Genomic DNA, 14,532 nt, shown 5'->3' on the forward strand with positions numbered 1-14,532 from the left:
GGAGGTGGTCAGGTGGAGATGAACGCGACGGTGCTCGCGGATGCTCTGACGCGGTTGCGGCGGGCGCATGGTCAGTTGGGCGCCGTGGTCAACATGATCGAGAACGGCGACGAGTGTGAGCGGGTGCTGATCCAGCTTGCCGCGGTCTCGAAGGCGCTGGACCGGGCTGGATTCAAGATCATCGCGACGGGGATGCGGCAGTGCCAGGCCGCCCGCGAGCGGGGGGAGCAGCCGCCGCTCAGCGAGGAACAGCTGGAGAAGTTGTTCCTCGCCCTGTCGTGAGAGCCCTGTCGTGAGGGCGTGACGTCGGTCGACCCGCCAGGCTGACCGGTTCGACCCCTACCTGCTCGACCGGCTCGATGGGGGATGGGTGGCTGTGCCGCCCATCCCTCGGCGTTGCCATGGCCCAACTCTGTCGTCGATATACCCCCGGGGGTATCTGGATGGGTATCCCCGGCGGCAAACGAAGGGTGGATGGATGAGATGACGATTGCCGTTGAGGTCGTGGAGACCTCCACGCTCGGCGACCGCAGCTACCTGGCGCACGACGGCCAGCTGGCGGTGGTGGTCGACCCGCAGCGTGACATCGACCGGATCCTGGCCCTGGCCGGCGGGATCGGCGTGCGGATCAGTCACGTGGTGGAGACCCATCTGCACAACGACTACGTCTCGGGCGGGCTCGCGCTGGCCCGGGTGACCGGCGCCCGCTACGGGGTGGCGGCGGCCGACGACGTCCACTTCGACCGTCTGCCGTTGTCCGACGGCGACGAGATCACGATCTCCGACGAGGCCGCGATGACGGTGGTGGCCACCCCCGGCCACACCTTTCATCACCTGTCGTTCCTGCTCCACGGCCCGAAGGGCCCGGCCGGGGTGTTCACTGGCGGGTCGCTGCTGTTTGGTACCACCGGCCGCACCGACCTGCTGGGCGCCCAGCACGCGCACACCCTTGCCCGGCACCAGCACGCGTCGGCGCGGCGGCTGGCCGACCTGCTGCCGCAGGGGGCGCAGGTCTGGCCGACGCACGGCTTCGGCAGCTTCTGCTCGGCCAGCCAGTCCGACGTTCCCGCGTCGACCATCGGACAGGAACGGACGATCAATCCGGTGCTGCGGCTGGCGGCGGACGACTTCGTCACCGAGGTCCTCGCCGGCCTGGACGCGTTCCCCGCCTACTACGCCCACATGGGCGCGCGGAACGCCGGCGGGGCCGACCTGGTGGATCTCACCCCGGTCAGGGTCGCCGACGCGGGCGAGCTGCGCTCCCGGATCACGGCCGGCGAGTGGGTGGTCGACCTGCGGTCCCGGAAGGCCTTTGCGCACCGGCACCTGACCGGGACGCTGAGCCTCGGCCTGGACGGTCCGATGTCGACCTGGCTCGGCTGGCTGATGAGCTGGGGGATGCCGGTGACGCTGCTCGGCGAGTCCGACGCCCAGATCGGCCAGGCACAGCGGGAGCTGGCCCGCATCGGCATCGACCGCCCGGCGGCCGCCGCGACCGGCACCCCCGAGCAGTGGGCCGCGGGCGACCAGTCGCGCCTGGGCCCGCTGCCTTCGGCGACGTACCCGGAGCTGGCCGCGGCGCTGGCCGGACGTCCGCCGCGTGGCCTGCCCGCTCCCGATGTCGTGCTGGACGTCCGGCTGCGCAACGAGTGGCGGAACGGACACCTTGCCGGGGCCGTGCACATCCCGCTGCCCGAGCTGCCCGGCCGGCTCGGGGAGGTGCCGGGCGAAGCCGTGTGGGTGTACTGCGGGTCCGGGTACCGCGCCGCTGCCGCCGCCAGCCTCCTTGCCCGCGCCGGCCGCACCGCGGCGTTCATCGACGACTCCTACACCGCTGCCGCCGACGCCGGCCTGCCGATCGTCTCCGGGGAGGGAGCGGAATGAACACCCACGATGCCGCCAGAACGGCCCACATCGACGTCGCCAGCCTGCGCGAGCTGATGACGGTGGCAGGCCCGCCGCCGCGCCTGATCGACGTGCGCACGTCGGGGGAGTTCGAGGCCGTCCACATCCCCGGCTCCCGCAACGTGCCGCTCGATCTGCTTCGCGAGCATCGCGACGAGCTGCGTGGCCACCTCGGCGCGGGCGCGGTGCTCCTCTGCCGTACCGGTGCCCGGGCCCGGCAGGCGGAACAGGCGCTCGCCGCCGCCGGCCTGGCGAACCTGCGGGTGCTCGACGGCGGGATCGTCGCCTGGCAGGCCGCGCAGGCCCCGGTGCGTGCCGGCCGCCCGCGCTGGGCGCTGGAACGCCAGGTCCGCCTGGTCGCGGGTTCGGTGGTTCTCGCGTCGGTGCTGGTCGGGGTGGCGGTGCCGCCGGTGACCTGGCTGGCGGCGGTGATCGGCGCGGGGCTGACGATCGCCGCGCTGACCGACACCTGCCTGATGGGCACGCTCCTCGCGCGGCTGCCCTACAACCGGGGGCCGCGGGCCGATCTGGAATCCGTCCTGACCGCGCTCGCCGGCGACCGGGCCTAAGCGGCCGGGATCGGGGCCGGGTATCCGATGACTACTTCGCTGGGACTGGGCCTGATCGTCGGTGCGCTGCTCGGGCTGTTCGGTGGCGGCGGGTCGGTCCTGGCCGTGCCGGCCCTGGTCTACGGCGCCGGGCTGCCGTTGCGCGCGGCGGTGCCGGCGTCCCTGCTCGTTGTGGGGATCTCCTCGGCCACGGCCGCGGTGGCTCGCGTGCGGGCCGGGCAGGTGCGGTGGCGGATCGCCGCCGTCTTCGGTGTGACCGGCGCGGCCGCGGCCTTCGTCGGCGCCGCGGTGAACCGGCGGCTCGATCCGGCCATCGTGCTGATCGGCTTCGCCGCGCTCATGGTGGCCGCCGGTGCCCAGATGCTGCGGGGGCGCTCCAGGCTCGGCGGCGACTGCGCGCTGCCCGGCGGCGGGACGAACTGGCGCGGCTGCCTCCCCAAAGCGCTCGGCGCTGGCCTGGGCGTGGGGTTCCTGACCGGCCTGTTCGGGGTCGGCGGCGGCTTCCTCATCATCCCGGCCCTGGTCCTGCTGCTGGGCCTGCCGATGCCGGCCGCGGTCGGCACCTCGCTGGTCGTGATCGTGACGAACGCGGTGGCCGGGTTCGCCGCACACGCCGGGGACGGTGCGCTGGATGTTCCCGTCGTGGCGGCGTTCACCGGCGCGGCAGTGGTCGGTGCGCTGGGTGTCGGGCGCGTGGCCGACCGGCTGCCCGCCGACCGGTTGCGCCGCTGGTTCGCCTACCTGGTCTTCGCCGTGGCGGCCTTCGTCGTGGCGCAGGCTGTGCTGAACCCGTCGGCGGGGGGCTGAGCCGGCGCCGAACGCCCCGCTGCCGTCGGTGGAATGCCGTACGCCAGCGGGCCGCAGGCGCGCCCGCGGGCCGAGACCCGCGGGCGCGATGCCGGTGAACAGCCCGAACGCGCAACGCCTACCAGATGCGGACCCGGTCGGCCGGGTCCAGCCACAGCCCGTCGCCGGGCTCGGTGCCGAAGACGTCGTGGAACTCGTCGAGGTTGCGCACGATGTTGGCGCGCAGGTCCGGCGGGCTGTGCGGGTCGGTGGTCAGGTACTGCCGCTCCAGCTCGAGCCGGCGCTTGGAGCGCCACACGTAGGCCCAGTTCATGAACAGCCGACGTCGGTCCTCCCGCGACGGCTCGCCGTCCTGGGAGATGACGTAGGCCTGGTGGGCGATGGTCAGGCCGCCGAGGTCGCCGATGTTCTCCCCGACAGTGAGCGCGCCGTTCACCTTCTCGCCCGGCAGGTTGCGCGACTCGAACCCGTTGTACTGCTCGACCAGCGTCTTCGACTTCACCTCGAAGGCCGCCTTGTCGGCGGGCGTCCACCAGTCGTTGAGGTTGCCGGCGCCGTCGTACTGCGCGCCCTGGTCGTCGAAGCCGTGACCGACCTCGTGGCCGATCACCGCGCCGATGCCGCCGTAGTTCTCGGCCGGGTGGCCGTCCGGGCTGAAGAACGGCTTCTGGAGAATGGCGGCCGGGAAGCAGATCTCGTTGGTGCCCGGGTTGTAGTAGGCGTTGACGGTCTGCGGGAGCATGAACCACTCGTCGCGGTCCACCGGCGAGCCGATCTTGGCCAGCTCCCGGTCGGTCTCGAACGCGGCGGCTGCGCGGGCGTTGCCCATCAGGTCGCCGCGGCGGACCGGCAGCGCCGAGTAGTCCCGGAACCGGTCGGGGTAGCCGATCTTCGGCCGGAACGTCTCGAGCTTCTCGTACGCCCGCTGCTTGGTCTCCTCCGTCATCCAGTCCAGCTGGGAGATCGACGAGCGGTAGGCCGCGAGCAGGTTCGCGACGAGGTCGTCCATCTGCGCCTTGGCGTGCGGCGGGAAGTGCCGGGCGACGTACTCCCTGCCGACAGACTCCCCGATCGCGCCCTCGACGAACGCCACCGCGCGCTTCCAGCGGGCCCGCAGCTCGGGCGTGCCGCTGAGCGTGCGGCCGTAGAAGTCGAAGTGGGTCTCGGTGAACACGTCGGGCAGGTAGGCCGCGGCCGAGCGCAGCACGCGGCTGACCAGCCAGTCGCGCCACACGTCGACCGGCGTGTCGGTCAGCACGGTCGACAGGTGCTCGAAGAACGACGGCTGCCGCACGCACGCCTCCGCCAGCGTCGCGTGCGGGCCGGTCAGCGACCCACCGAGACCGGTGACGTAGGCGTCCCAGTCGAACGCCGGGCAGAGCGCGGCCAGCTGTCCGCCCGTCATCAGGTTGTAGGTCTTCTGGACGTCGCGGGTCTCGGCCCGCTCCCAGTGGCCCTTCGCGAGCAGGGTTTCCACGTCGAGGATCCGCTGCGCGGCGCCCTCGGGGTCGGGGTGCCCGCCCAGCCCGAGCATCCGGGTCAGGTAGTCGACGTACTTCTGGCGGGTCGCGGCGAACTTGTCGTCGTGGTAGTACGACTCGTCCGGCAGGCCGAGGCCGCCCTGGCGCAGGTGGAACAGGTAGCGGTCCGAGTTGCGGTCGTCGGTGTCGACGTAGGAGCCGAACAGTCCGGCGCCGCCGATCCGCTCGAGCTCGCCGAGGAACGCGGCGAGGCCGCGGACGTCGCTCAGCCCGCGCGCGCCGTCCAGCAGCGGCCGCACCGGGCCCAGGCCGAGCGCCTCGAGCGCCTCGGTGTCCATGAAGGAGTTGTAGAGGTCGCCGATCTTCCGCGCGTCCTCGCCCTGGGTGGCCTGGTCCCGCGCGGCGAGGTCGGTGATGATGTCGCGGACCTGCCGCTCGGCGTCATCGGCCAGCTGCACGAACGGGCCCCAGCTCGACCGGTCGGACGGGATCTCCGTCTCGGCGAGCCACCGGCCGTTCACGTGGCCGAACAGGTCGTCCTGCGGTCGGACGTCGAGGTCCATGCCCTCGCGGGCGTCGTCGAGGATGTTCACAGAACGGAAGTCTCCAATCGATTGCCGCCGGGCCATGGAGCAACGCCGAGCTGTCCAGCCCGTCCGGTGCACCCCCTCGACGGTATCTGCCCGCATGTAGGCATCCGTTCTGTTCGCGGACACCCGTTGTCGATCACGGGCGGTCGACGGGCCGCCCGTGATCAGGCGCTGTCGGGCTTGACAAATGACACCTTGTGGGTGTCATTATGGCCAGGCGCGCGATCTACGCCCGCTGCGCGGACAAGGCCCCACTGTTCCGGGCCGCGGTGCGGCACGCCACCGTTCGCCTGCTCCGCGACGGCCTCCGGCCCCGCCGACCTGATGGAGATGTTCTTGCCGCCCTACGCAGACCGGCCCGTCGCCGTCGTCACGGGCGCCAGCTCGGGGATAGGCCGGGCGACCGCCCGCACTCTCGCCGAGCAGGGCTGGCAGGTGATCGGCGTCGGCCGTGATCCGGTACGCAGCGCCGCCACCGAGGCCGAGATCGCCGCGGCGGCGCGCAAGGACGGCGGCTTCACGATGCTGCGCGGCGACTTCACCCTCATGGCGGATGTCCGGCGCGTCGCCGGCGAGATCCAGCACCTCACCCCGCGCCTCGACATCCTCATCAACAACGCCGGCGGCGTGCGGGACCGGCAGATCATCAGCGCGGAGGGTACCGAGGCGACCTTCGCCGTCAACCACCTCGCCCCGTTCCTGCTGACCCGGGAGCTCACGCCCCTGCTGCGGGCGAGCGCGGCCAGCCTGCCCGCCGGGTCGACGCGGGTGATCGCCGTGTCGTCGAGCGGCCACCGCGCGGTCGACGGGCTCGACTGGGACGACCTGCAGAGCCTCGGCGAGTTCCGTCCCGCCGTCGCCTACTGCCGGGCCAAGCTCGCCAACATCCTGTTCACCCGCGAGCTGGCCCGGCGGGCCGGGCCGGACGGGATCGTCGCCCAGGCCATGCATCCCGGCGTCGTGGCCAGCAACTTCAGCGCGCACGGCGACGCGGCGATGCGGGCGCACATGGCCGCGGCCGACACGGTGCCACCCGACGAACCGGCGGAGACGCTGGCCTGGCTGGCCACCGAGCCCGAAGGCGGCCGCACCGGCGGGCGCTACTTCCACCGCAGGGCGGAGGAGCTACCCGCCGAAGCCGCGCGGGACGATGCCGCCGCCGCCCGCCTCTGGACCGAGAGCGAGCGGCTGCTGGACGGGCTCGGCTTCCGCTGATCCGTTTCCGCCTCCGTCGGTCCACCCTTGGCGGGCGGGCGCGGAAACCGTGGCGCTCCTGGAACGAAGATCAGAGCGTGTTGCCGCACAGGCCCGGCTCGACGACGAGGAACGCGTTGCCCGAGCCGTTGACCTGGACGAACGAGTAGCACGTGGTGGGCCGGCCCGCGCCCGTCCGGAAGCTGATCGGGCTGATCAGGCCACCGGCGTCGTAGCTGTTCTGGGCGCGCAGCCGGTCGATGAAGCCCTGACGCGTCGGGCAGGCGTCGGCGAGGCGCAGGCCCTCCAGGAACATGTCGGTGCTGATGTAGGCGAGCACCGAGCTGTCGTTCTCGGGCTGGGCGACCTGCGGCGCGTACCGGTTCATCGCCTCCAGGTAGGTCCGGATCGCCGGGCCGCCGAGCTCCAGTGGCCGGTAGACGAGCGGCACGGTGATTCCCGCCGCCTGTGCGCCGAAGGTCTCCAGGAGCCTCTTGTCGTAGCCGTTGCCGGAAAGGACGACCTTCGGCGGGTGGCCGGCCTGCCGTAGTGTGCTCAGGATGCCGACGAGGCTGTCCGGCGGGATGAGGCCGATGACCGTGTCCGCCTTCGCCGCGACGATCCTGGAGGCCGCCGCGGCCGGGTTGTCGACGTTCGGGGTGAAGTTCACCGTGTCGACCACGGGTATTCCGCTGGCGGCTAGGCTGCGCGCGTACTTGTCGGCGGTATCCGAAATGCCCGCGGACAGCGCGGGCTGCAGGATCACCGCGCGCCGACCCCCCTGGGAACGCACGAACTGGCCCTGGGTGTCGACGGCGACGCCGGTCACATAGGTGAAGGCGAACATGTTCCGCATCGTCGACCAGACCTGCTCGTGGGCCAGGCCCGTCACGGGAACTCCCCGGTCGGCGAGGTAGCGCGCGCTTCCTGAGGCCGCGACGGACAGCTCGATGAGACCGAAGACGTTCTGGTGCTCGACAAGGTCGCGGGCTCCCATCGCGTTCTCCGTGGCGGCCCCCTTGTCGTCGCGCCACTGGTAGACGACCTTGCGGCCGTGCACGCCCCCGGCCGCGTTCACCTCACCGATGCGGGCGTCGATCCCGCCCCGGACGGCGTCGGAACGCTCCGCGGCCGGCCCGGTGTCCGGGTACAGCACACCGAGATCGATCTGCCGGGCGCCCACACCCGGTGTGGCGCAGCCGGTCGCCGCGCTGGCCTCGGGCGACGAACAGCCGGCGAGGAGACCCGCCGCGCCGACGGAAACCGCTGCCAGCACCGAGCACAACGTTCGACGACGGGAGAACATCGGGCCCCCTGGATGATGGTCTCGCAAGAAAAACGGGATCGGGAAGTTTCGCGTGTCACGCGCGCCGTAAACATGGCATCCCGGTCACTGGTGAATCTCCCGTGGAGCGCTGCCTCTGAACGGTGATCCGTCCGCCGGCCGTATGAATGGTCGGCAGGTGCGCCCCGACGATACCAAGACAGGCGGCCTTGTCCGCGGTCAGCTGGTCCGTACGGGACCAGAAGGCTGTGCCGTGGACCTCAGGTTTCGAGTTCTTAGGCTCCGCTTTTCCTTTGATTCATCGCGAGGTCACTTTCACGTGGCAAAAGAACACCTCGCCGTGCTATCCGGACCACCGCTCGGTGCGATATCCGATGCGTGCGGTGCCCCCGTTCGCCGGCGGCAGGACGGCCGGCGGCCTTCGGGTACGTGTCCCCTCGTGGGGCCTCCGTGGCTCCAAGGGCGGGCTTAGGCCCGTGATTTGGCCTTTTGCTGCCGGCGTGATCGTTTTTAGCGGTGATCGGGACGGCGGTCGCGAGCGGCGGGGGCCGCTGGCCGTGCCTGTCGTCCGGCGTCCTGGCCGCCGATCTCATGTGTACGCCGCTACCGCAGCGCCCGCAGGTGGACAGCGGCCCATGTGCGGTACGGGCGCCAGCCCGTGGCGATCTCCTGGCGGGTGCGGGCAGGACCTTACCGCTCAGCGATCTCCGCTTCGAGTCGGCGTTCGTCGCGGTGCGCCACGTCGGGCCAGCCGCGAGCGTCGACATCAAGAGACAGGAACCGGCAGACCTGAACCGCGGCCGCGGCGAGGTCCCCGGCACCGGACAGTGCGATGTGTGCGACATCGCGATGCTGGGTCACGTCCGCCTCCGCATGTGACCAGTCGGCCTCCACCCGGAACCCGGGCCGGTGCGGGTGTGGGTGTGGGTGCGCCCGAACGGCCCTGACCACGGCAGAGCGCCACCCACCCGGCCAGCTGCCATCGAACACAGGAGGCCGTGCGCGGTGGCAGGGAGGGACCTGCCACCGCGCACGGCCGGAGGGTGCTGTGGGCCGACGACGCGCGCCTGGTCCGTGGGAGTCCGGGCGCGGACCGGACGGTCCTGCCCGCGAGGCGGCTAAGCCTCCGTCCCGAGGGCGGTGATCTGATGGAAGTAACGGATCGTGGGCGGCGGGTCGAGCTGGACGCCCTCCGGGCGGGACAGCGCACCGGCTGCCTGGGCCTGCCCCAGCGCCGCTTTCGCCGCTTCGACGTCCCCCTCGATCTCGTAGATCACGATGAAGCTGTCACCGCCGTGCGCCGCCAACCGCCGGGCCGAGACGATGCCGTCCAGCCGCAGCATCTCGGGCAGGTGCTTGTTGTCGTACCAGTCGTGGAAGGCCTCCGCCTCGTCGGGCGAGGCGGGGCGTGACTCGACGATCAGGACGCCGCTTGCCATGTCGTGCTCCATTCGGGTCGGTACCGGTCAGGCACCCTTGTGGATACGGCCGTCCTTCATGACGAACCGCACGTCCTGGGTGAGGGTGATGTCCCGGGAGGGATCGCCGGGGACGGCGATGATGTCGGCGAGGTAGCCGTCCCTGAGCTGGCCCAGCTCGTGGTCGAGCTCGACCAGCTCCGCGCTGGTGACGGTCGCGGCCCGCAGGGCCTGCACCGGGGTCATGCCCCGCGAGACCAACGCGGCCAGCTCCTTGGCGTTGTCGCCATGGGGAACGGCCGGGGCGTCGGTGCCGCAGGCTATTTTCACCCCGGCGGCGATGGCCCTGGGCAGCATCGCCTTCGCCCGGGGGAAGACGTCAGCCGCCTTCCGCTGGAGCTCCGGTGCTGCCCGCGCGATGTCCATGGCATCGGTCAGATAGGTCGTGGACACCAGGAACGTGCCGTGGTCGGCCATCATCCGCAGTGTTTCGTCGCTGGCGAGGAAACCATGCTCGATGCAGTCGATACCGGCACGGACACAGGCCTGCACCGCCCGGTCGCCCACCGCGTGTGCGGCGACGCGGATGTCCGCCCGGTGCGCCTCGTCGGCGATCGCCGCGAGCTCCTCGTCGGAGTACTGCTGGGCGCCCGGGCCGGTGCTGTGCGACATCACCCCGCCGGAGGCCGACACCTTGATCACCTTGGCGCCGTGCCGGATCTGGTAGCGGACACAGGCCCGTACCTCGCCCACGCCGTTGGCGATGCCCTCACCGATGCTCAGCGGCATGATTCCGGGTGCCAGGCGCTGGAACACCGTCGGGTCGAGGTGGCCGCCGTACGGGGTGATCGCGTGTCCCGCCGGGATGATCTGCGGCCCTTCCACCCATCCCTGCTCGACGGCACGTTGCACCGCGACATCGAGCAGGTAGCCCCCGCTCTTGACCATCAGGCCGAGGTTGCGGACGGTGGTGAAACCGGCGAGCAGCGTGGCGCGGGCGTTGACGGTCCCGCGGATGGTGCGGTACGCCGGGTCATCCTGAACACCGTGCATCGGCAGCGGCAGGCCCGTCGGGGTGTCGGGCCCGCCGATGAGGAGGTTGAGCTCCATGTCCATCAGGCCGGGTAGCAGCGTCACGTCACCCAGCTCGATCTCGACCGCGCCGGCGGGGGTCTCGGCGGGGTTGACCGCCAGGATGCGGTTCCCCTCCACCACGATCACCGCGGGCGAGCGGACCTCGCCGGCGACGACGTCCAGCCAGCGGGCGGCCCGGATCGTGACCGGCGCGGTCACGGCACCGGCTCGGTGAAGCAGTCGAAGCTGGACGAGCCGGTGTCCGGGACCCGCGGCTGGCGCCACACCTCGACCGGGAACGACACCTGGATCATCGAGTACAGCAGGTGGAGAAGATTCGTCGCGTCCTCGGGAAGCGCGTCGAACGGGAGTTTCTCGAGGTAGGCCATGGACTCCTCGGCGCGTGGTGCCACCGCGTCGTAGAAGGCCTGCATCTCGTCCATCGTGCTGGCCAGCCGGGTGTTGTACCTTTCGTGTTCCGTGGGCAGGCACCATTTCGCGGCGAACGGTTCGAGGTCGGCGAACTCCACCGGCAGCGATGCGCTCATGCCCGGGCACCCTCGTGGTTGTTGACCCAGTCGCGCACGGCCACGTGAAGATGCCGGCAGAGGATCTCCTGGTCGTTCAGGAGAAACTCGTCGACGTAGCGGGTCTCGAGCATCATCTGTGTCGCCTCGAGCGTCTTGGAGTCCTGTAGCGCGAACTCCTTGAACGTCACCGCAGCCATCTCCTGCGCGACGCGCTCGCGGATGTTCCTGGCCGGCATGAAGTAGACGTTTCCCTCGAAGACGTGTGTGTTGTGTGAGGTGGGCCAGTAGTGGTAGGTGAGATACCAGCCCTGGCTCCAGATGAGGATGACGAAGTTCGGGAACAGCTGGAACGAGTCCAGTCCCCACGGGTCGCACCCGGCGGGGTTGACGCCCGCCGGCAGGTCTCCGAGGTCGATCTTGTCCCAGGGGCCGAACAGGCCGCTGCGGGTCAGGATCTCCATCGGCTTGAGGAGCTCGCTGTCCATTTCCCAGAAGCGGACGCCGGAGGTGCTCACCAGCCGGTGCGGCCCCTCGATCTGGTAGTGCGGCGCCTCGAAGCCGGCCTGCTGGGCGGCGGCGGAGTACTTCTCCGGCGACTGCTTCGAGTGCAGCACCGGCGCGTGGTAGAACTCGGCGAACGCGTCCATGTAGAGCTTCCAGTTCGCCTGGATCGTGGTGCTGTACCCGAAGCGGGAGGTCTGCCGGTCGAACGGGTAGCCCTCCAGGTTGGTCACCATCGGGCCGAGGAACTCGCGCAGCGACTGCTCCGGCTTCCGGGCGAAGTTCACGAAGATGAACCCCGCCCAGACCTCACAGTGCACCGGTGCCAGTCCGTACCTGCTCTTGTCGACGTCGAAGAACTCGCCTTCCTGCTGGACGAATGTCAGAGCACCGTCGAGGTCGTAGCGCCACCCGTGGTACTTGCAGGTGAACTGCCGGCAGGTTCCCTGGGTGGCCCGCTCCCGCCGTTGACTCCCAGGACCTGTCCGGTGATGAAGCGGGCCTCCTCCGAGGTGAGGAAGGCGGCCGCCGCCGCGATGTCGTCCGGGGTGCCGAGATGGCCGAGCGGGATGGCCCCGGCCATCACCTCGTTGGGGGGCAGATGCCCCGCGGCCTGGGACTGGTGCTGCATCGGTGTCTCGATTCCCGACGGCGGAATGCTGTTGACGGTTATGCCGTAGGAGGCGTAGGCGCGGGCCAGTGACTTGGTCAGCACGATCACCCCGCCCTTGGCCGCCGCGTAGTGCGCCATGTTCGGCGAGCCCCGCTGGGCGCTCGACGAGGCGATGGTCACGATGCGGCCCCAACGGGCCGCGACCATGTCGGGCACGGCAGCCTGGCAGCAGTGGAAGGTGCCGGTGAGGTTCACCCCGACAACCCGGTCCCACTCCTCGAGGGTGATCTGCTCGAACGGGTCGAAGGCGACCAGACCGGCGCTGGTGACCAGGATCTCCGTCGGGCCGAGCTTCGAGCGGATCTCGGCGAACGCGGCGTCGAGGGCGGGGCGGTCGGTGACGTCGACCGCGATGCCGAGCACGTCCGCGCCGGCGGCCTGCAGCTCCTTGGCCGCCCGGTTCGCCGCGTCAGGGTCGAGATCCAGTAAGGCGATGCGGTGGCCACGCTCGGCCAGGTGATGACAGGTGGCCTCGCCGATCCCCGACGCCCCGCCGGTGACGACCGCCACCCGGGACCGCTGTGTCTTGGTATGTGGCATCGCCTCGTCCTTCCTCATTCGTAGACCACTTCGACGACCGGGGTCACCGGTACGGCCTGGCACGTGAGCACCCATCCCTCGGCGACCTCGTCGGGAGTCAGTGCGTCGTTGACGCGCATCTCGGCCCGCCCCTGCGCGAGACGGGCCATGCAGGTGGCGCAGCTGCCGGTCTCGCACGACGACGGGGCGCGCAGACCCGCGAACCGTGCCGTCTGCAGGAGCGTGCTGCCATGGCGGTGGCTGGCCGTCACCGTCCGCCCGCCGAGCCTGATGGTCACCGTGATGTCGTCCGGAGGACCGGCGGGCAGTGGCTCCGCCACCGGCGTGAACCGTTCGACGTGCACCCGTGCCCGGTCGGCGCCCAGATCAACGAGCCCGGCCTCGACGACGTCCAGGAAACCTTCGGGCCCGCAGACGTAGTAGGCGGCGCCGCCGACATGGCCGGCACCGCCACCGCTGGCACCGCCACCGCCGGCACCGCCACCGCCGGCACCACCGCCACCGGCATTGCCGCCACCGCCGGCGTCGACGACACGGGCGACATCGCCGCGGTCGACGAACCCGCGGACGAGGTCCTCGTGGTGCTCGACGGCGAGCCGGCCCGGGTACTGCGAGGCCAGCGCGTCCAGTTCGTCGCCGAAGATCGCGGCGGTCCGGTCGCGGTTGGCGTAGAGCACGCGGACGCGCCGGTCGGAGGTGGCCAGCGCCGTCCTGATGATCGAGAGAATCGGGGTGATGCCGCTGCCGGCGGCGAATGCCACGATGTCGTGCCCGCCGCGGTCGAGGACGAACGAGCCGCCGGGCGGACCGACCTCAAGGACGTCGCCCGCGTCGACGGTGTCGTTCAGCCAGTTCGAGATCAGCCCGCCGGGCACTCGCTTCACCGTCACGCACAGCTCGCCGTCCAGCGGCGGCGAGGACGACATCGAGTAGCTGCGCAGGTGGGCCGCACCGCCGAGGACGACGCGGAGCGTGACGAACTGCCCCGCCTGGTAGGCGAAGACGTCGACCAACTCGGGCGGCACAGCGAACACGAACGAGCGGGCCTCGGTGGTCTCCCGGACGACCCGGAGCACCCGCAGGGGGTGGTACCGGTGGCGTTCCGCCCGCGTGTCGGTCGGCATCGTCTCTCCGGTCGACCTGGCGCCGCTAGGCACGGCCGTCTCCTGTTCCGGCCACGGCGCCGGTCAGCGGCCGGCGCGGGTTCTTCGTATGACTAGCGTCACGGTGCCCAGGGCCGGGCGCAGCCCGCCGGCGCCGCCGGCGTAACACTGGGACTGGACCCGAAGCACCGGGAACAGCGGGAGGACGTACATGGCGCCGGCACGGCGGAGCACGGTCGATGACTCGACCACCCGCACAGCGCTCCTTGATGCCACCGAGAGCCTCATGCTCGAAGAGGGCTACGCGGCCGTCACCACCCGCCGGCTGGCGAGCAAGGCAGGCGTCAACAACGGGCTCGTCTACTACTACTTCGGGACGATGGACGGTCTGTACATCGAGCTGTTCCGGCGAGGTGCCGAGCGGAGCCTGGCGCGGCTCAAGCAGGCGTTGCAGTCCCCGCAGCCGCTGTGGGCCCTGTGGGAGCTGACCCACGACTTCTCCAGCAACGCGCTCACGATGGAGTTCACCGCGCTGGCCAACCACCGCAAGGCGATCCGGGTCGAGATCGCGACCTACTCGAGGACGTTCCGGATGCTGCAGCTCGACGCGCTCTCGGACGTGCTCAAGGGCTACGGCGTGGATCATGCGCGGTGGCCGCCGGTGTCGCTGATCCTCGCCATGGCCGCTGTCTCCCGGTTCCTGCACATCGAGGAGGACTTCGATGTCGACATCGGCCACGCCGAGATGGTCGCCGTGATCGAACGTGAGATCCGCGCGCTGGAAGGGGACCGCCATCCAGCCGGAGCCGAGGCCGGGGCCGGGATCGTCGCCCGGCAGTCCGGCTAGCCGCGCGCGGACGGG

At 71.0% G+C, this 14,532-nt stretch carries 14 protein-coding genes and 1 pseudogene; 6 read left to right on the forward strand and 9 right to left on the reverse strand.

The features are described 5' to 3' along the window. The first annotated feature begins 12 nt into the window (after positions 1-12). From FRANEAN1_RS16285 to FRANEAN1_RS16300, 4 genes are all read left to right on the forward strand, one after another. Entirely contained in the window at positions 13-282 is a 270-nt protein-coding gene (locus FRANEAN1_RS16285) for a metal-sensitive transcriptional regulator (protein ID WP_041254262.1), read from the forward strand. 201 nt (positions 283-483) lie between these two features. Further along, positions 484-1,884, forward strand: coding sequence for an MBL fold metallo-hydrolase (locus tag FRANEAN1_RS16290; protein WP_020460904.1), 1,401 nt, complete (start codon positions 484-486; stop codon positions 1,882-1,884). Next, positions 1,881-2,474, forward strand: a complete 594-nt coding sequence (locus FRANEAN1_RS16295) for a rhodanese-like domain-containing protein (RefSeq protein ID WP_020460905.1) — start codon at positions 1,881-1,883, stop codon at positions 2,472-2,474. The genes FRANEAN1_RS16290 and FRANEAN1_RS16295 overlap by 4 nt, the downstream gene beginning before the upstream one ends. Before the next feature lie 27 nt (positions 2,475-2,501). Beyond that, a complete protein-coding gene (locus FRANEAN1_RS16300; protein ID WP_020460906.1) occupies positions 2,502-3,281 on the forward strand; it encodes a sulfite exporter TauE/SafE family protein in 780 nt (259 codons plus the stop codon). A 118-nt stretch (positions 3,282-3,399) separates the two neighbouring features. Here the strand turns inward: FRANEAN1_RS16300 and FRANEAN1_RS16305 are convergent, their stop codons facing one another. After that, positions 3,400-5,355, reverse strand: coding sequence for a M13-type metalloendopeptidase (locus FRANEAN1_RS16305; protein WP_020460907.1), 1,956 nt, complete (start codon positions 5,353-5,355; stop codon positions 3,400-3,402). Positions 5,356-5,682: 327 nt separating this feature from the next. Between FRANEAN1_RS16305 and FRANEAN1_RS16310 the strand changes: the two genes are divergently transcribed. After that, complete coding sequence (locus tag FRANEAN1_RS16310) at positions 5,683-6,567, forward strand: SDR family NAD(P)-dependent oxidoreductase (RefSeq protein ID WP_041255997.1); 885 nt, start codon at positions 5,683-5,685, stop codon at positions 6,565-6,567. A gap of 70 nt (positions 6,568-6,637) precedes the next feature. Here the strand turns inward: FRANEAN1_RS16310 and FRANEAN1_RS16315 are convergent, their stop codons facing one another. The 8 genes and pseudogenes from FRANEAN1_RS16315 to FRANEAN1_RS16350 form a co-directional block, all read right to left on the reverse strand. Then, positions 6,638-7,852 (reverse strand): ABC transporter substrate-binding protein, encoded by a 1,215-nt coding sequence (locus tag FRANEAN1_RS16315; RefSeq protein WP_020460909.1) that lies wholly within the window; start codon positions 7,850-7,852, stop codon positions 6,638-6,640. Positions 7,853-8,521: 669 nt separating this feature from the next. Continuing rightward, positions 8,522-8,692, reverse strand: coding sequence for a hypothetical protein (locus FRANEAN1_RS41115; RefSeq protein WP_157472667.1), 171 nt, complete (start codon positions 8,690-8,692; stop codon positions 8,522-8,524). Between the two features lie 257 nt (positions 8,693-8,949). After that, complete coding sequence (locus FRANEAN1_RS16325; protein ID WP_020460910.1) at positions 8,950-9,270, reverse strand: DUF4286 family protein; 321 nt, start codon at positions 9,268-9,270, stop codon at positions 8,950-8,952. 27 nt (positions 9,271-9,297) lie between these two features. Next, positions 9,298-10,542, reverse strand: coding sequence for an amidohydrolase family protein (locus FRANEAN1_RS16330; protein WP_020460911.1), 1,245 nt, complete (start codon positions 10,540-10,542; stop codon positions 9,298-9,300). After that, a complete protein-coding gene (locus tag FRANEAN1_RS16335; RefSeq protein WP_020460912.1) occupies positions 10,539-10,871 on the reverse strand; it encodes a hypothetical protein in 333 nt (110 codons plus the stop codon). Before FRANEAN1_RS16335 ends, FRANEAN1_RS16330 begins: the two co-directional genes overlap by 4 nt. Beyond that, a pseudogene (locus FRANEAN1_RS16340) lies at positions 10,868-11,806 on the reverse strand (SRPBCC family protein); the annotation flags it as partial. The pseudogene FRANEAN1_RS16340 and the gene FRANEAN1_RS16335, both read right to left, overlap by 4 nt. After that, entirely contained in the window at positions 11,737-12,567 is an 831-nt protein-coding gene (locus FRANEAN1_RS16345) for an SDR family NAD(P)-dependent oxidoreductase (RefSeq protein WP_083788524.1), read from the reverse strand. The gene FRANEAN1_RS16345 and the pseudogene FRANEAN1_RS16340, both read right to left, overlap by 70 nt. A gap of 14 nt (positions 12,568-12,581) precedes the next feature. Next, entirely contained in the window at positions 12,582-13,691 is a 1,110-nt protein-coding gene (locus FRANEAN1_RS16350; RefSeq protein WP_020460915.1) for a ferredoxin--NADP reductase, read from the reverse strand. Positions 13,692-13,881: 190 nt separating this feature from the next. On the opposite strand from FRANEAN1_RS16350, the gene FRANEAN1_RS16355 reads away from it, so the two are divergent. Continuing rightward, the gene (locus FRANEAN1_RS16355; RefSeq protein WP_020460916.1) at positions 13,882-14,517 is read left to right on the forward strand and encodes a TetR/AcrR family transcriptional regulator; all 636 of its coding nucleotides are present in this window, start codon (positions 13,882-13,884) and stop codon (positions 14,515-14,517) included. Positions 14,518-14,532: the final 15 nt, after the last annotated feature.

This window comes from Parafrankia sp. EAN1pec (assembly GCF_000018005.1).
GTDB classification, from domain to species: domain Bacteria; phylum Actinomycetota; class Actinomycetes; order Frankiales; family Frankiaceae; genus Parafrankia; species Parafrankia soli.

Excerpts from the sequence above, each read along its gene's own strand:
- FRANEAN1_RS16290 (WP_020460904.1), top strand. The coding sequence starts at position 484 with ATGACGATTGCCGTTGAGGTCGTGGAGACCTCCACGCTCGGCGACCGC.
- FRANEAN1_RS16295 (WP_020460905.1), top strand. The coding sequence starts at position 1,881 with ATGAACACCCACGATGCCGCCAGAACGGCCCACATCGACGTCGCCAGC.
- FRANEAN1_RS16300 (WP_020460906.1), top strand. The coding sequence starts at position 2,502 with ATGACTACTTCGCTGGGACTGGGCCTGATCGTCGGTGCGCTGCTCGGG.
- FRANEAN1_RS16310 (WP_041255997.1), top strand. The coding sequence starts at position 5,683 with ATGTTCTTGCCGCCCTACGCAGACCGGCCCGTCGCCGTCGTCACGGGC.
- FRANEAN1_RS16315 (WP_020460909.1), bottom strand. The coding sequence starts at position 7,852 with ATGTTCTCCCGTCGTCGAACGTTGTGCTCGGTGCTGGCAGCGGTTTCC.
- FRANEAN1_RS16325 (WP_020460910.1), bottom strand. The coding sequence starts at position 9,270 with ATGGCAAGCGGCGTCCTGATCGTCGAGTCACGCCCCGCCTCGCCCGAC.
- FRANEAN1_RS16335 (WP_020460912.1), bottom strand. The coding sequence starts at position 10,871 with ATGAGCGCATCGCTGCCGGTGGAGTTCGCCGACCTCGAACCGTTCGCC.
- FRANEAN1_RS16345 (WP_083788524.1), bottom strand. The coding sequence starts at position 12,567 with ATGCCACATACCAAGACACAGCGGTCCCGGGTGGCGGTCGTCACCGGC.
- FRANEAN1_RS16350 (WP_020460915.1), bottom strand. The coding sequence starts at position 13,691 with ATGCCGACCGACACGCGGGCGGAACGCCACCGGTACCACCCCCTGCGG.
- FRANEAN1_RS16355 (WP_020460916.1), top strand. The coding sequence starts at position 13,882 with ATGGCGCCGGCACGGCGGAGCACGGTCGATGACTCGACCACCCGCACA.